Origin of the sequence: Rothia sp. HMSC068E02 (assembly GCF_001813565.1) — a bacterium.
Taxonomy (GTDB): Bacteria; Actinomycetota; Actinomycetes; order Actinomycetales; family Micrococcaceae; genus Rothia.
In genome coordinates this window covers 984,989-1,000,333 of sequence record NZ_KV812882.1, presented here as the reverse complement: position 1 = coordinate 1,000,333, position 15,345 = coordinate 984,989, and the positions used below count along the sequence as shown (strand labels likewise).

Genomic DNA, 15,345 nt, shown 5'->3' with positions numbered 1-15,345 from the left:
GTCCGGTACGCCCTCTAGGTCGCCTACCCCTCGGGTGGAGGATAGAAGGGGTTGGTAGGTGGGTACCTTCTCGGGCTAGCTCGCCTCAGTCTGGGGTATATGAGGACGGTCTGAGGTTGGGCTTTAGAGGTAGCACGTCAATCCTTTGGAGTAGGGATATATAGGTGGCTTGGTCTGGGGTTGGGTGATGCTGTCGGCTCACCCGAATCTCTGGTTCCAAGTTGTTTGGCTTGTTCTGCCAGCTCACCTCTCGTACGCATAAAGCCGGTGCCCGGTTCCTGTCACGCAACAGGAACCGGGCACCGGCTTTTCACTTGTTATAGAGTGCTTAGCGGCCCGTATAGTCCGCGTCCGCAATATCCTTCGGCCAGCGCGCCTTACGGAACGGCGCCCACGTAAACGCCGCCGCCACCAACAACAAACCACTGATAATAAACGCCGGAACAAAGCCCCACGCATCCGCAATCAAACCAGCCACCAGCGGACCCAAAATCATACCAAAATCACTACACATCTGATACACCGCCAACACCTGGCCACCGCTACGGCGAGTACCAATCACATCAGACACCGCAGCCTGAATCGACGGGCCCATAAACGCCGCACCAATACCCAGACACGCCGTCAACGACACAAACACCCACGCCACCGGCGCGAAACCCATAAACGTCACCGCAGAACCCGCCAACAGCAGACCCGAAAACGCCATCACACGGCGACCAAAACGATCCGAAAAACGACCCGAGAACGTCTGCGTCAACGCATTACCAAACGAGTTCGTCGCCATCGCCAACGAAGCCAACAGGGTACCCGCCACCGAATTCGACATGTCGCCGCCCGTCGCCAAATACGCCGCCGCCAACGGAATAATCGACGACTGCACACCAAACACCGACCAGCCAATCGCCCAATTCGAAACCAGCGCAGAACGGTAATTCGTAAACTTCAACGCGTCACGAACCGTCATCGCAGGCAGGTCGCTCTTACCCGCAGCGCCGCCGGATGCAGCAGGCTTAGCGCCCTTACCGGATGCGCCAGCCTGGGTGGGGGAGTCCGCCGCCGACGGCAGCACCCCGGTGCCCTTACCCTCAGCCAGTGCCGCCGCCTCCATAATCGCGTCACGCTCAGCCTCCAGCGCAGCCTGCGACGGCATCAAGAACCACACAATCAGGCCCGCCGCCAGCAGCGAAAAACCATACACAATGAACGGCGCGCGCATACCAAACGGCGCCAGCGCGCTCGCAATCACCGGGCCCAGCAGGTTACCCAGCAGGAACGCCGTCGCATAATAGCCCGAAATGCGGCCACGCATATGTGCCGGGGACAAGCGCACCAGCAGGCCCATCGCAGAGACCGTGAACATGACCGAGCCGATACCCGCCACCGCACGCGAACCCAGCAGAACCCAATAATCCCAGGCAAACGCAATCATGAACGACGTCACCGACACAATCAGCATGCCAATCGTGTACACCGGACGCTCACCCCAGCGGGTAATCAGCTGACCCGCCGACGGCGCAAAAATCAGGCGCGTAATCGCCAACGCAGAAACCACCATCGTCGCCATCGTGACAGTGGCATTAAAGTTCTGCGCATAGTTCGGTAGCACCGGCGCCACCAAACCAAAACCCACCGCAATCATGAACGACGCAGCAATCAGAACCTTCAAACCGGTCGGCACACGGTTCGGATCAATCGTGCGCGGGTCAAAAACAGGCGGTGTTTTGGCAGGGTTCCTCATGCTCATCCTCGAAATCGTGCGGTGCCGTGCGGCAGCCGCGGGCCCCACCCGCAACCGCCAACCATGTGTTCGGCTAAAAAACTTAACAGTGTCCAGTCTACTCCGCCGACAGCCGGGCATGCGCGTCACCTCGACCAGCCAAACCTCCCAAACCGGTAAGCTAGTAGTGTGAACGAAACGATGATGATAATCTGCGCAATCGTGCTGGGTGTACTGGTTATCGCCGGTGTACTTTTCGCCGTTCTGCGCCGACCCAAGAAGACCGCGGACCTGCAGTCTTTGCGTCAGGAGGCGGCAGAAGCCTCCGGCGGTTCGGCGGAAGAACCCGAAAGCTCGGTACCTCGCGCTATTGAACTTGATATGCCTGACCCGTCCGCGGGTCGCCTGGTGCGTCTGCGTGCCCGCCTGGCACGCTCCAACAACATGCTCGGCAAGGGTCTGCTGGCTCTGCTTTCTCGCGACCGCATCGACCAGGACGTCTGGGACGAGGTCGAGGAAACCCTGCTGCTTGCCGACCTGGGTTCTGAGCCGACTACCCGCCTGGTGGAGGCGCTGCAGCAGCGCGTGCGCGTTGAGGGTACGAGCAACCCCGCTGCGGTGAAGAAGATGCTCCGCGAGGAGCTCGTGAAGATTGTTCGCCCCGACATGGACCGTGAACTGAAGACTGCCGGCAGTGACGGTAACCCCGGCGTGGTGCTGGTTGTTGGCGTGAACGGCGTGGGTAAGACTACGACCGTCGGTAAGATTGCCCGTGTGATGGTCGCTGACGGTCAGACCCTGCTCCTGGGCGCCGCGGATACGTTCCGTGCGGCCGCCTCTGAGCAGCTGACCACCTGGGGTGACCGCGTGGGCGTGAAGACCGTGCGTTCCGAGAAGGAAGGCGCCGACCCCGCATCCGTCGCGTTTGACGCTGTGAAGGCTGGCAAGGAGCAGGGCGTCGACACCGTGCTCGTGGACACTGCGGGCCGCCTGCAGAACAAGTCCGGTCTGATGGACCAGCTCGGCAAGATCAAGCGCGTGATTGAGAAGGAAGCGCCGGTCACCGAGGTTCTGCTCGTGATTGACGCGACCACCGGCCAGAACGGTATGGTTCAGGCGAAGGTCTTCGGCGATATCGTGGACGTCACCGGTATCGTGCTGACTAAGCTCGACGGCACCGCGAAGGGCGGTATCGTGGTCGCTATCCAGGAGGAGCTCGGCGTTCCCGTCAAGCTCATCGGCCTGGGTGAAGGTCCGGACGACCTGGCGCCGTTCGACCCGGAAGCATTCGTGGACGCGCTGCTGGACTAACATCCTCATACTCCGCCGAGAAGCCACATGTGTTGTGAACATATGTGGCTTTTCGCGGTTAATAGGCGGGTAATGACGACGGGCAGCACACGATGTGGGGCTCTGGGATATTCTGAAATTAGAAGACGCGCAGGACCCTCAAACGGCCCGGCGCATCGCACACCATACAACCCAGTTCACCCCGAACCTCAGCGAAGGAGCTACCATGGCAGCCACCAACCTCCCCGGAACTCTTCCCGCCCCCAACTACCGACCCACCTACCGCTCCAATGGCGCGTGTGATGACCTCGCCGCACTCGTTGCACCGTACAGCCTTTCGCGCGCCCAGCTCGCAGAGGCTACCGGCATTGCCGACGAGGCTACCGTGAACAGCTGGGTTGAGCAGTGCCGCCCCGACCTTGCGGCGGATGCTCCCGTGCCCCTTGAACCCGTGCTGCGGTACCTGGACGAAACCTACCTGCCCGACCCCGCAAACTGGCCCGGCAGCAATGCCTACGACGAGTTCGTCCTCGAGAACATTGCCACCCGCATGCTCGCACGCGTTGTTGCTGACACCTTCGGCGCTGACCGTTCGGGTAACTACCGTGAACTTCTCGCGCTCATCGCGACCCTCGTGCTGATCGCCCGATGCTGGGCTGGCACCGATGAGGATTTCCTGACCCTGCTCAACGCCGAGCCCACCGCGGAAGCGGAAGAGTACCTGCAGGAGGCTATCGCGAACGCCCCCGAGTCTCTGCACCCTCTCCTGACCGAGCTGCTACTACCCGCCCTGCGCGAGGCGCGCGGCACCTTCACCGCCGCCGAGGCGCAGCTGCTGACCGGCTACGCGCTTGCCGCCGGATACTTTGCGGGTGAGCACCCCTACGAGACTCTGAACGGCATCCACGTTGCGTTTGCCTCAGACGACCGCGCACTGCCCGATGATGAGCTGATGAGCCGTGTTGAGGACGTCCTCAAGGCTAACTTTTCCGCCGCTCGCGCGGAATCTGGTACTGCTGACGAGAACCAGGAGCCGCACCACGTCACCCTGCCCGGCGACCAGGACGGTTACGAAACCGCCGCGCACCTGATTGCCGCCCTGCCTCAGGCACACGACGTTATCGCTTTCAGCGCCCACCCCGGCGAAGGAACCAGCGCGCTCGCCGACGACCGCCGCGCCGCCTTCACCCTGTACCTGTGCTATCTGCTCCTCGGTGATGACGAGTCTTCGGAGCAACGCGCCGCTGAGCTGTACCGCGCCAGCTGCGAGAACTAGCTAGATGCTGAAAAGCCACATGTGTTTCGAAAAGCCACGTTTTTGGTGGCTTCTCGAAACACATGTGGCTTCTCGCGGTTAACGGTGGTTGTTAGTGTGGCGTGATGGTTGGCCGCCTACACCGCTTGCCTACACAGCTACGGGCTGTTCCGCGCGAATCGCGCTGTAGGTTGAGTCGCTGACGGTCACGCCGTACTGGTTGGAGGCGAGGCGCAGGATCTCCTCAACCGTGTAGATGCGGAATACGCCGCCTCCGGTTGCCTTAGCGTATTCACGCAGTAGCTGACGGTTCGCGAGCTGACGTACGGGTTCGCCGCCCGATGCGGCGCGTACCTGCTGACCGTTGCGTAGCCAGGTGTCGCGCACACCGCCGGTGACGAAGACGCAGTCGGTGCCCTTCACACGGGTGGTTGCTTCGGTAACGCACTGGTTCCAGAGCGCGAAGTCGGCGTCAAAGCTGGCGTTAGCGAGCAACGGGTGGCCCTGTGCGAGGGCTTCGCGGCACTGCTGTTCGTGGCGTTCGGGGCTGGGTGCCGCACCCACGTGGCCGGTGAAGATGCGGTTCAGTCGCGGCAGGATCGTGTCGTCTTCGTGGCGTGCCATGTTGATGGATCCGGTGTCGGTGGTGGGTTCAAGGATCTTCATGATCTGCGCGATGGAGTGGTCCAGCTGGTGCGTGACTGAACGCAGTGCGCTCCAGGGGGAGTTGCGTTCTTCGGGCAGGGTTTCTTTGAAGGATGCGAGCGCTGAGCGGACGCGGTCTGCGGCGGCGGGTACGGGGGAGGCGCCGTCGAGTGCTGCCCAGAATTCTTTGAGTGCCTGGTGGGGGAGGAAAGCGTGTCCGCGCAGCTGCGAGTAGACGCGGAGGATTTCGTCGCTGATGTGGGTTGGGTAGTTGTAGAGGCTTGCAAGCGCGGTGGAGTCGAAGGCGATGAGAATTCCGGGGTGAATGGAAGTCAGCGGGGCGCGATCGAGTTCCTTGTACTCGACGAAGTCTGAGTACAGGGTGCGTGCTTGACGGGTGATTGACATGAATCCCCTCCGGGTATCGAGTATGGGTGGTCAAATGTGAGTGCCGGAGAAGTCGAGGAGAATACCTATTTCAGTGTATCGGCCTTCTGCGGCGCGTGATGGGGTTTCGATATAAATATTTTGTTTATTACTTTTGTGTCTAACCCGAGGGGGTGTTAGTGCATGTCAGAGTCATTTTCGGGTCCATGTTTTAGGTGTGAATTTCGCCGCGTGACCTCTGCATTGTGCGGTTTTGTTTTCACAGTCATGAGCAGTATAGAACAAAAATGTGCATTAATATGCAAAATCTGATGGAGGGTCACAAAATGGCGTCAGAAAACTTTTTCAACATGCACATGGGACGCATATAACACGCCTGAGACAAGGCGAGAAAGTAGATGAACGTTTAATCCGTCCTGTAGACTTTAAATGATTGAAATTTGATAAAGGAGAAGAGTTATGTCAGAGCTGACCACTCAGGATCAGGCGGAGAATCAGGCCCCGGCCCGCACCGTCGTCGTAGCAGAAGACGAGGCATTGATTCGCCTCGATATCGTTGAAATTCTGAAGGACCAGGGTTTCGACGTCGTAGCAGAAACCGATAACGGCAAGACCGCCGTCGAGCTAGCACAGAAGCACCGCCCCGACCTCGTCCTCATGGATGTGAAGATGCCGATTATGGACGGCATCACCGCAGCTGAAGAAATTGCGAAGGAACAGATTGCTCCCGTCGTTCTGCTGACCGCATTCAGCCAGAAGGAACTCGTTGACCGTGCCGTTGAGGCGGGCGCTATGGCGTACGTCGTCAAGCCGTTCTCCCCGAACGACCTGGTTCCCGCAATCGAGGTGGCAATCAGCCGCTACGAGCAGATTCGCGCCCTCGAGAAGGAAGTTGGTACCATCCGCGACCAGTTCGAGACCCGTAAGCTGGTTGACCGCGCAAAGTCGCTGCTCATCACCAAGATGAACCTGACCGAGCCGGAAGCATTCCGCTGGATTCAGAAGACCTCCATGGACCGCCGCCTGTCCATGCGCGAAGTTTCTGACACCATCATCAAGCAGCTCTCCTAAGCACAAGACGTGCAAAGTACGTGACAGTACAGGTACGAATGCACGCTACGGCGAAGACTAGGAATCGCCGATGAGCACACACGGCTGGTGCATTGATGAACCAGCGCCTTATTCATGACACACAAACGCCCCACCCCTCACAATGAAGCTGAGGGACGGGGCGTTCGTGTTTAACGGTTCGCGTGTGTGCGTTGTAAACCGGCGCTTAGCGCGGGCGGGAACCCAACGCTACACGGAACTTAACGCAGGTAGCGGTTCAAATCATCTTCGTCATTGTTGGGGCCGCTAATCGGGCGGTCCGTGGGGGAGCCAGCCCAGAGCATTCCGCCGGTACCGAGCATTACGCCCAGCCACCAGAAGCTGCCGGGGTTGTTGATGGCGGTCACCAGGCACACTAGCATCACGCCGATTGCAATGGGCAGGACAATGCGCTTGGCGCGCACAATCTTCGGGTAACGCTTGAAATAGGGGGTGCGCTCGCGGGCCATGGTGCTCCTTCTGGTCGTACCTTCTGGTGGGGTGTTGGCGGGGTGCCGTGTACCCCGTGCTTCTACGATTTTAGGCTACTTGCTGAAGTTGTAGGACGTTAGGCGGTGGGGCGGGGGATCAGCATGTTGGTGATGCGTGCGGTGCAGGTGGTGCGACCGCGCTCATCCACAATGTCGATGGAGTGGATGCACAGGGTGCGTCCGAGCTTGACAGCGGTGCAGGTTGCGGTAACCACACCGGAGACTGCCGGGCGCACGTGGGTTGCGTTGATGTCCACACCGACTGCTACGAGGTTTTCGCCGCCGTGCACGCCCGCGGAGAGCGAGCCGAGGGTCTCGGCGAGAACCACGTTGGCACCGCCGTGCAGCAGACCGATGGGCTGGGTGTTACCGGCGACGGGCATGGTCGCAACGGTGCGTTCTGCGGTGAGTTCCTGGAACTTAATGCCCATAGCGGGGATGAGCTCGCCTAGGCCGCGGGGGAAGTAGGGGTGCAGGTGCTCGGGGATGCCGCTTTCGGTCAGCTGCGCCTTGATTTCTTCTGCGGTGAGGGTGGTGGGCGCTGCCGCGCGGACGGGTGCGTGCTGTGTGTTGTTTTCAGTCATGACTTCCAGTGTACTCCTTGGTTTTTGTTGCTTTGGGTGGGATAGCTTTTCGCGAGTGCTTCCGGGTACGGGTCAGCCCCGCCTCCTGAACTCAGGAGACGGGGCTGAAAAATGCTATGGAAGCGGATGAGGATTAGGCGGAAATAGCTTCTGCCTTTTCAATGTCCTCGTCGCGGATTTCCTTATCGGGGTTCGCTCCGATTGCCTTGGAGATACGCTCGGTCAGGGCTGCGATGGTCGCGTCACCGGTCACGTTGGTTGCGGTGCCGAAGGAGTCCTGAGCCAGGTACAGGGCAATCATCAGGGCAATCATGGAGGCATCGAAACCAAGCATGGACTGCAACAGACCGATTGCGGTCATCACGCCACCGCCGGGAACGCCGGGAGCGGCAACCATCATCACGCCGAGCACCAGAATCATGGGGATCAGGCTACCGAAGTCGGGGTGCTGGCCGGTCATGAACAGCACTGCCACCGAGCAGGAGGTAATGGTAATCATGGAGCCGGAGAGGTGAATGGTCGCGCACAGCGGAATCGCGAAGTCCACCACGCGGGGGGAGATGCCAGCCTTCTTCGCCGAACGCACGGTTACCGGGATGGTCGCAGCCGAAGACTGGGTACCGATTGCGGTGAAGTATGCCGGGAGCATGGTCTTGAGCATCTGGATGGGGTTGCGGCGAGAAATCGCGCCAGCCACCGAGTACTGCAGTGCCAGGGTGACCCAGTGCAGAATAATCACCATGACGAACACAAGACCGAAGACGGAGAGGATCTTCGCCACCTGACCGGCGAGGGTCATATTCGCGAACACACCCACAATGTGCACCGGCAGCAGGGGGATAATCACGTAGCCGAGCATCTTCTCAACGATGACCTGGAAGTCCTCGAAGAGGTTCAGCATCGCACGGGTCTTCAGTGCGGTAATGCCCAGGCCCAGGATGAAGGAGAGAATCAGTGCGCTCAGCACACCCATAATCGGGGTTAGCTCGAAGGAGATGTAACCCTTGGACAGTGCGTTCTCGGGGTTATCGAAGGATGCCAGCTGCTGACCCTTCAGGATGATGGGGTAGAGCAGCAGTGCGCAGGTCAGTGCCAGGAAGCCAGCAAGGATGCTGGAGATGTACGCCAGACCCACGGTGATGCCGAGCATCTTGCCCGCACCCTGCGCGAGGGAACCAATGCCGGGCACGATGAAACCGATAATAATCAGCGGAATCGCGAAGCTCAGGAAGGCACTGAATACGGTAGAGAAGGAGACGAAGAGCTGCACAATGAGGTCGGTGGGGATGGCTGCGCCGGTTGCGTCATTGATGCCGCTAATCATTCCGGGGGTCAGCATGCCGATGAGCACACCCGATGCAATCGCGATGATAATCCACGCGAGAAGGGGAAGTTTTTTGAGTGCCTTCATAGTTTCCTAAATGAGGGTTCGTTGTGTGTTAAGCGCGGGAGGTGCCCTCACTATTCGGTGAATCCTGCCGGTGAATTCTGGGTAGAGTTCTGCCTATGAATACACGGGGTGTGGGGGTTTCCTACGCTGGAGGCGATAATAAGGTTATATATTATCCGGAAACTGTATTATTATCCACCTCACATAGTGGCTTGGGGCACAATCTTTGAGAAGAAAACTCACCAAACGCACCCCACCGGCACCTATATATGAGGTAAAACTCTTTCCACACACCCCGTTATTCCGCTATATGGCACAGCGCCAGCACCCAATACGGTACAGGCGCCTCCCCACAGGGCTAACCCGCAACCACCGAAACTAGCCCCCCGAACCCAGCCGTCACCAAGCCAACCACCAAGAAAACCCAGACTCGATACACTAGAGGAGTGACTACAGAGAACAAAACCCTCCTGCTCATTGACGGACACTCCCTCGCCCTACGCTCCTTCTTCGGCATCTACACCATGGCCGAAAAGACCGGACAGCACATCTTCGTGCGCAGCGACGGCCAGCACACCGAAGCCGTCCACGCCTTCCTCTCCACCCTGCTGAGCATCATCAAAGACAACCAGCCCAGCCACATCGCCGTAGCCTTCGACCTGCCCGGCGGCACCTTCCGCACCGCTGAATACGGCGAATACAAGGGCGGCCGCAACGCCATCCCCGAAGCCTTCAACGGCCAGATCGACCTCATCAAGAAGATGCTCGGCGCGCTGAACATCCCCGCGCTCACCTACGAAAACTACGAAGCCGACGACATCGTCGCAACCCTCACCCGCCGCGGCACCGAAGCCGGCTACAAGGTCCTCATCCTCTCCGGCGACCGCGACATCTTCCAGCTCGTCACCGACGACGTCACCCTGCTCTACCCGGTCACCACCGGCCCCTCCAAGGGTATTCAGCGCATGGACCCCGCCGCCGTCGAAAAGAAAACCAAAGTACCCCCGCACATGTACCCCGACCTGGCCGCCCTCACCGGCGAGCAGGCGGACAACCTGCCCGGCGTACCCGGCGTAGGCCCCGGCTTCGCCGCCAAATGGCTCGGCGAATACGGCTCCCTGCAGGGTGTGCTCGACAACCGCGACAAGATTGGCGGCAAGAAGGGCGAGGCGCTGCGCGAGAACGTGGATAACGTGGTGCGCAACCGTCGCCTCAACCAGCTCGTCAACGACCTCGACCTGAACGTCACCCTCGAAGACACCGCATTCACCCCCGACCTGGATGCACTCAACACCTTCTTCGACGAAGTAGAGTTCCGCACCATCCGCAAGCGCGCCGCCGACACCCTCGGCCCCATCGTGCGCGCCGCCGGATCCGCAGGCGCTACTAGCTCCGCCGCAGAAGCAGGGGAGGAGGGCGCCCCCAAGAAGGCACCCACCGGCCCCGTCTACGCACCCATCAATACCAGCGCACCCACCAAAAACGCAGACGCAGCAGCATTCCGCGCCTTCTGTTCCGCCGCAGCCGAAGAAAACTACGGCACCGACGAACAGGGCGCGCCCATCGCTGTACCCGAACGCCTCGAAGGCGCCGTGACCCTCTACCCGGTCACCAACCTGCCCGTAGCACGCCCCGCCATCGGCGACGCACCCGCCGTCAAGGTCACCAAAACCAAAATCCGCGCTGCCGAAGAAAACCCCGAACTGCTCGGCGTGCTCCTCACCAGCAAGAGCACCAGCCTCTGGATTGACACCCGCACCATCGACCCGGAACTCGACGCCGCCCTCGCCGCCTGGCTCTCCGACGAAGCAGCCCGCAAAATCGTCATGGACCTCAAGGTTCAGCGCAAACTCCTGCGCGCCTACGGCTACGAACTCGCCGGCGCCGTCGAGGACCCCGCGCTGTCCTCGTACATGTGCGGCTTCATCCCCACCGCAACCCGCAAGCTCTTTTCCGAACGCATGGAAGATCTCGCCGAACGCTACCTGTGGATTCCCAAGGAACCCTACGCGCAGCTGGTCTTCCAGCCCGAGACGCGCGAAGAACCCTCCCTGTTCAGCCTGCCCGGCGAAACCGAACCGGTCGAGAACCTGCGCTACTTCACGCAGATTAGCCGCATCATCCACGAGCTTGCGCGCCTGTTGCACTACGAAATGGAAGAGCACGGCCAGCTGAAGGTCTACGAAGAAATCGAGCTGCCGCTACTGTACGTGCTCGCAGACATGGAGCAGGCCGGCATCGCCGTCTCCGATGCGCTCCTGACCGAGCTGCACGACACCTTCTCGGCACGCGCCAACCAGGCGCAGGAATCCGCCCGAGCCATCATCGGCGGGGAGGTCGCCACCGAGGACGGCGAAGAACCCCTCAACCTCGCCTCCGTCAAACAGCTGCAGACCGTGCTCTTCGAGACCCTTGGCCTGCCGCACACCCGCAAGATTAAGTCCGGCTACTCCACCGACGCCGAATCCGTCACCGAGCTGCTCTCCAAGATCTCGCCTGAATCCGACGGCGCAGCCTTCCTTGGTGCGCTCATCGCCTACCGCGACAACATCAAGCTCGCCCAGACCGTCGAGGGCCTGCAGAAGGCCGCCACCGAGGACGGACGCGTGCACACCACCTTCCAGCAGGGCGCCGCATCCACCGGTCGACTCTCCTCGACCGCGCCGAACCTGCAGAACATCCCGATTCGCACCGAGGAGGGCCGCCGCATCCGCGGTGCCTTCATCGTGGCTCCCGAGCCCATCGACGGCGTGGAGTACGAGGGTCTGCTCACCGCCGACTACTCGCAGATCGAAATGCGCATCATGGTGCACCTGGCCGCCGACGAGAAGCTCATCGCCGCCTACGAGGCGGGGGAGGACCTGCACCGTTACGTCGGCTCCGAGGTCTTCGGTGTCGCCCCCGAGGACGTCACCCCCGAGCAGCGCTCCAAGGTCAAGGCCATGTCCTACGGTCTGGCATACGGTCTGTCCCGCTTCGGCCTCGCCAAGCAGCTGAACATCAGCTCCGACGAAGCGGGCGAACTGCGCACCAACTACTTCAAGCGCTTCGGACGCGTGGGACGCTTCCTGCGCGGCGTGCTCAAGCAGGCACACCAGGACGGCTACACCGAAACCATTTTCGGCCGCCGCCGCGTGCTGCCCGACCTGGACTCGCCCAACCGTGTACGCCGAGAAGCCGCCGAACGCGCCGCCCTCAACGCCCCGATTCAGGGCACCGCCGCGGACATCATCAAGATCGCCATGATCAACATTCACCGCCGCCTGCGCGAAGAGGGCCTGAAGACCCGCATGCTGCTGCAGGTGCACGACGAAATCATCCTCGAAGTCGCCACCGGTGAGCGTGAAGCCGCCGAACGCGTGCTCGTCGAGGAGATGAGCGGTGCCGCCTCCCTGCGTGTTCCTCTGGATGTGCAGGTCGGCTGGGGTAAGTCCTGGCAGGAGGCGGGCCACTAGGCTCACTACCTTGTATTGATTTCCGCACGGAAAGGCAGTTATCGTCCTCGTTCCTACAGGCAGGGGTGGGTGGGTACGCTATACCCTTCCTCCGCTCCTGCAGGGGAACCCACCCTCTCGGGCGCTCCGCCCTCTCCTTGCTTCGCCGCGGAGAGCACCCGAGAGGGTACCCTGATGTCGCTTCCGGAGGGTATAGCTACCCCTCGTTCCAGCCTGGTGCGAGCATGAGGAGGGGCGGTGTCGTCCGTAGTGACATCAGGGTGCCCGAAGCGAAGCGAGGGCGGGTGCCCCTGTAGGAACGAGGACGAGCACAGCCCCTCGCATCCCAGCGTTACTAAAACCGCAAATAAGTACGGGAATCCCGGGCGCGTAACCATTGACGACACGCCCGGGATTCCCGTACACTATTAATCGCGTGTACCAACGTACGGGTTTTCTATGCTCTTTTTTCTCCTTAAGAAAACGGGGAGAAAACGGGCACAGACCGCTCGTGCACCCTGCTGAGAGCATCTGCTTCCGGTGGGCGGTACACATTGTAAGTATCCGTCAGCTCGACGTTTCCTCACCTCGTTCAAAGGCGTTAGCGGCCCTATGCCGTGCGCGCCGGGGTGAAAAAGTGAGCCGGTCGGCGCCTCCACCCGGGGGTGTTGAGCGGTGAACCGGCAGCGTCGACCTATTAGAAATCCAATTGGAGCCCTCACTACATGAGCACCAACATCCCTCAGGTCGCAATCAACGACATCGGCGACGAGCAGGCATTCCTCGAGGCTGTCGAGCAGACCATTAAGGTCTTCAACGACGGCGATCTCGTCTCCGGCCAGGTCGTTAAGATCGACCACGATGAGGTTCTGCTCGACATCGGTTACAAGACCGAAGGCGTCATCCCCTCCCGCGAGCTGTCCATCAAGCACGACATCGACCCCTCTGAGGTTGTCGAGCTCGGCTCCGAGGTTGAGGCACTCGTCCTCACCAAGGAGGACAAGGAAGGTCGCCTGATCCTCTCCAAGAAGCGCGCACAGTACGAGCGTGCATGGGGCGACATCGAGAAGGTCAAGGAAAACGACGGCGTCGTTACCGGTACCGTTATCGAGGTTGTCAAGGGTGGCCTTATCCTCGACATCGGTCTGCGTGGCTTCCTGCCCGCATCCCTCGTTGAGATGCGCCGCGTCCGCGACCTCGCACCTTACATCGGTCAGCAGATCGAAGCTAAGATCATCGAGCTGGACAAGAACCGCAACAACGTTGTTCTGTCCCGCCGTGCATACCTGGAGGAGACTCAGTCCGCTGTTCGCTCCTCCTTCCTCAACGAGCTGGAGAAGGGTCAGGTCCGCGAGGGCGTTGTCTCCTCCATCGTCAACTTCGGTGCATTCGTGGACCTGGGTGGCGTGGACGGTCTGGTTCACGTTTCCGAGCTGTCCTGGAAGCACATCGACCACCCGTCCGAGGTTGTCGAGGTTGGCCAGCCCGTTACCGTCGAGGTTCTCGAGGTGGACCTGGACCGCGAGCGCGTGTCCCTGTCCCTCAAGGCAACCCAGGAAGATCCGTGGCAGGCATTTGCTCGCACCCACGCTCTGGGTCAGATCGTTCCCGGCAAGGTCACCAAGCTCGTTCCCTTCGGTGCATTCGTGCGCGTTGAGGACGGCATCGAGGGCCTCGTCCACATCTCCGAGCTGGCAACCCGCCACGTTGACCTGGCTGAGCAGGTCGTCTCCGTTGGTGAAGAGGTCTTCGTTAAGATCATCGACATCGACATGGACCGCCGCCGCATCTCCCTGTCCCTCAAGCAGGCAAACGAGGGCGTTGACCCCAACGCTACCGAGTTTGACCCCGCTCTGTACGGCATGGCTGCAGAGTACGACGAGGCTGGCAACTACAAGTACCCCGAGGGCTTCGACCCCGAGGCTAACGAGTGGCTGGAAGGCTTCGACGCACAGCGCGAGGCTTGGGAAGCACAGTACGCAGAGGCACAGGCTCGCTTCGAGGCTCACAAGGTTCAGGTTGCTAAGGCTCTCGAGGCTGACGCAGAGGCTGCAGCAGCAGCTCCCGCAGCAGCTGAGCCCGCACCGACCTCTTACTCCTCCGAGGAGCCCGCTTCCGCAGGTACCCTCGCATCGGATGAGGCACTGGCTGAGCTCCGCAAGAAGCTGACCGGCAACTAATCTGCCGCTCAGATGAGCACTCATCAGGCGTAATAGCCGATAGGTAACCCCCGCGTGGGGTGCCTAGAGCAGAGGAACCCCCTCACCTCCCGTTTGGGAGGTGAGGGGGTTCTTTGCGTTATTGGGGGCCGGGTGAGTCGGGGTTGGGGGACGTTGGGAGCCGGGGTACGTGCCCGGTGTTGCTGTGCTCTGTATTGCTGCGCCCCGTGTTGCTGGGGAGGATTTTAGGCGGCGGTCATCTGCTCCCAGACGGCGCGCACCTGCTCGGCGGTTTCCTCCAGCGAGCCGCCATTATCGATAATCCAGGTTGCGACCGCCTCACGCTGCTCGTCGGTTGCCTGCGCGGCGATGCGGGCGCGCGCATCCTCCTCACTCATGCCGCGTGAAGATACGAGGCGCTGCAGGCGAGTCGCCAGGGGAGTGCGCACCACGACCACGCCCTCAAAAGCGGACGGGTCGCCGGTCTCCACGAGCAGAGGAATATCCTCCAGCACCACGCCGCTAAAACCGGGTTCGGACTGCGCCTGCTCCACCAGTTGCGCGGCACGCTCACGAATAGCGGGATGCACAATCGCGTTCAGACGCAGGCGCGCCTGCTCATCATTGAACACGATACGCGCCAGGGCGGGGCGGTTGAGGCGGCCGTCCTCATCGAGCAGATGCTCACCGAACTCCGCGACCGTGCGGGCGAGCACCGCCTCGCCGGGCTCCATGAGGGAGCGGGAGATAGCGTCCGCATCCACCAGGAACGCGCCCTGCTCAACGAAGAGGGAGGCGATGGTGCTCTTGCCACTGCCGATACCGCCGGTGAGGGCGTAACGGCGCAGCGTGGTAGAAGCGGGGGAAGAAGGCTGGGACATGGACGGTGCTCCTGACGGGC

General features: G+C 61.0%; 11 protein-coding genes. 5 read left to right on the top strand and 6 right to left on the bottom strand.

The annotated features are described in order from the left end of the window. Positions 1–328: 328 nt before the first annotated feature. Positions 329–1,741, bottom strand: coding sequence for an MFS transporter (locus HMPREF2919_RS05550; protein WP_070666719.1), 1,413 nt, complete (start codon positions 1,739–1,741; stop codon positions 329–331). A gap of 180 nt (positions 1,742–1,921) precedes the next feature. Between HMPREF2919_RS05550 and ftsY the strand changes: the two genes are divergently transcribed. Further along, on the top strand, positions 1,922–3,031 hold the full coding sequence (gene ftsY, locus HMPREF2919_RS05545; RefSeq protein WP_070666716.1) for a signal recognition particle-docking protein FtsY: 1,110 nt from the start codon (positions 1,922–1,924) through the stop codon (positions 3,029–3,031). A 205-nt stretch (positions 3,032–3,236) separates the two neighbouring features. Further along, positions 3,237–4,286, top strand: coding sequence for a glycosyltransferase (locus HMPREF2919_RS05540; protein ID WP_070604755.1), 1,050 nt, complete (start codon positions 3,237–3,239; stop codon positions 4,284–4,286). A gap of 129 nt (positions 4,287–4,415) precedes the next feature. Here HMPREF2919_RS05540 and HMPREF2919_RS05535 read toward each other — a convergent pair whose 3' ends face one another. After that, a complete protein-coding gene (locus HMPREF2919_RS05535) occupies positions 4,416–5,318 on the bottom strand; it encodes a PIN-like domain-containing protein (protein ID WP_070666712.1) in 903 nt (300 codons plus the stop codon). A gap of 438 nt (positions 5,319–5,756) precedes the next feature. Here HMPREF2919_RS05535 and HMPREF2919_RS05530 point away from each other — a divergent pair, with 438 nt between their 5' ends. Next, positions 5,757–6,368, top strand: a complete 612-nt coding sequence (locus tag HMPREF2919_RS05530; RefSeq protein ID WP_070600233.1) for an ANTAR domain-containing response regulator — start codon at positions 5,757–5,759, stop codon at positions 6,366–6,368. Positions 6,369–6,607: 239 nt separating this feature from the next. Here the strand turns inward: HMPREF2919_RS05530 and HMPREF2919_RS05525 are convergent, their stop codons facing one another. The 3 genes from HMPREF2919_RS05525 to HMPREF2919_RS05515 form a co-directional block, all read right to left on the bottom strand. Then, positions 6,608–6,856, bottom strand: coding sequence for a hypothetical protein (locus tag HMPREF2919_RS05525; RefSeq protein WP_005506231.1), 249 nt, complete (start codon positions 6,854–6,856; stop codon positions 6,608–6,610). 98 nt (positions 6,857–6,954) lie between these two features. Then, complete coding sequence (locus tag HMPREF2919_RS05520) at positions 6,955–7,461, bottom strand: PaaI family thioesterase (RefSeq protein WP_049341349.1); 507 nt, start codon at positions 7,459–7,461, stop codon at positions 6,955–6,957. A 133-nt stretch (positions 7,462–7,594) separates the two neighbouring features. Next, entirely contained in the window at positions 7,595–8,872 is a 1,278-nt protein-coding gene (locus tag HMPREF2919_RS05515; RefSeq protein ID WP_005506227.1) for a dicarboxylate/amino acid:cation symporter, read from the bottom strand. Between the two features lie 425 nt (positions 8,873–9,297). Here HMPREF2919_RS05515 and polA point away from each other — a divergent pair, with 425 nt between their 5' ends. Further along, positions 9,298–12,306 carry a DNA polymerase I gene (gene polA, locus HMPREF2919_RS05510; protein ID WP_070506448.1) on the top strand — a complete coding sequence of 1,003 codons (3,009 nt, stop codon included), beginning with the start codon at positions 9,298–9,300 and terminating at the stop codon, positions 12,304–12,306. A 704-nt stretch (positions 12,307–13,010) separates the two neighbouring features. Next, positions 13,011–14,465 (top strand): 30S ribosomal protein S1, encoded by a 1,455-nt coding sequence (gene rpsA, locus HMPREF2919_RS05505; RefSeq protein WP_012903633.1) that lies wholly within the window; start codon positions 13,011–13,013, stop codon positions 14,463–14,465. Positions 14,466–14,689: 224 nt separating this feature from the next. Here the strand turns inward: rpsA and coaE are convergent, their stop codons facing one another. Next, the gene (gene coaE, locus HMPREF2919_RS05500; RefSeq protein WP_070594095.1) at positions 14,690–15,325 is read right to left on the bottom strand and encodes a dephospho-CoA kinase; all 636 of its coding nucleotides are present in this window, start codon (positions 15,323–15,325) and stop codon (positions 14,690–14,692) included. Positions 15,326–15,345 lie beyond the last annotated feature (20 nt).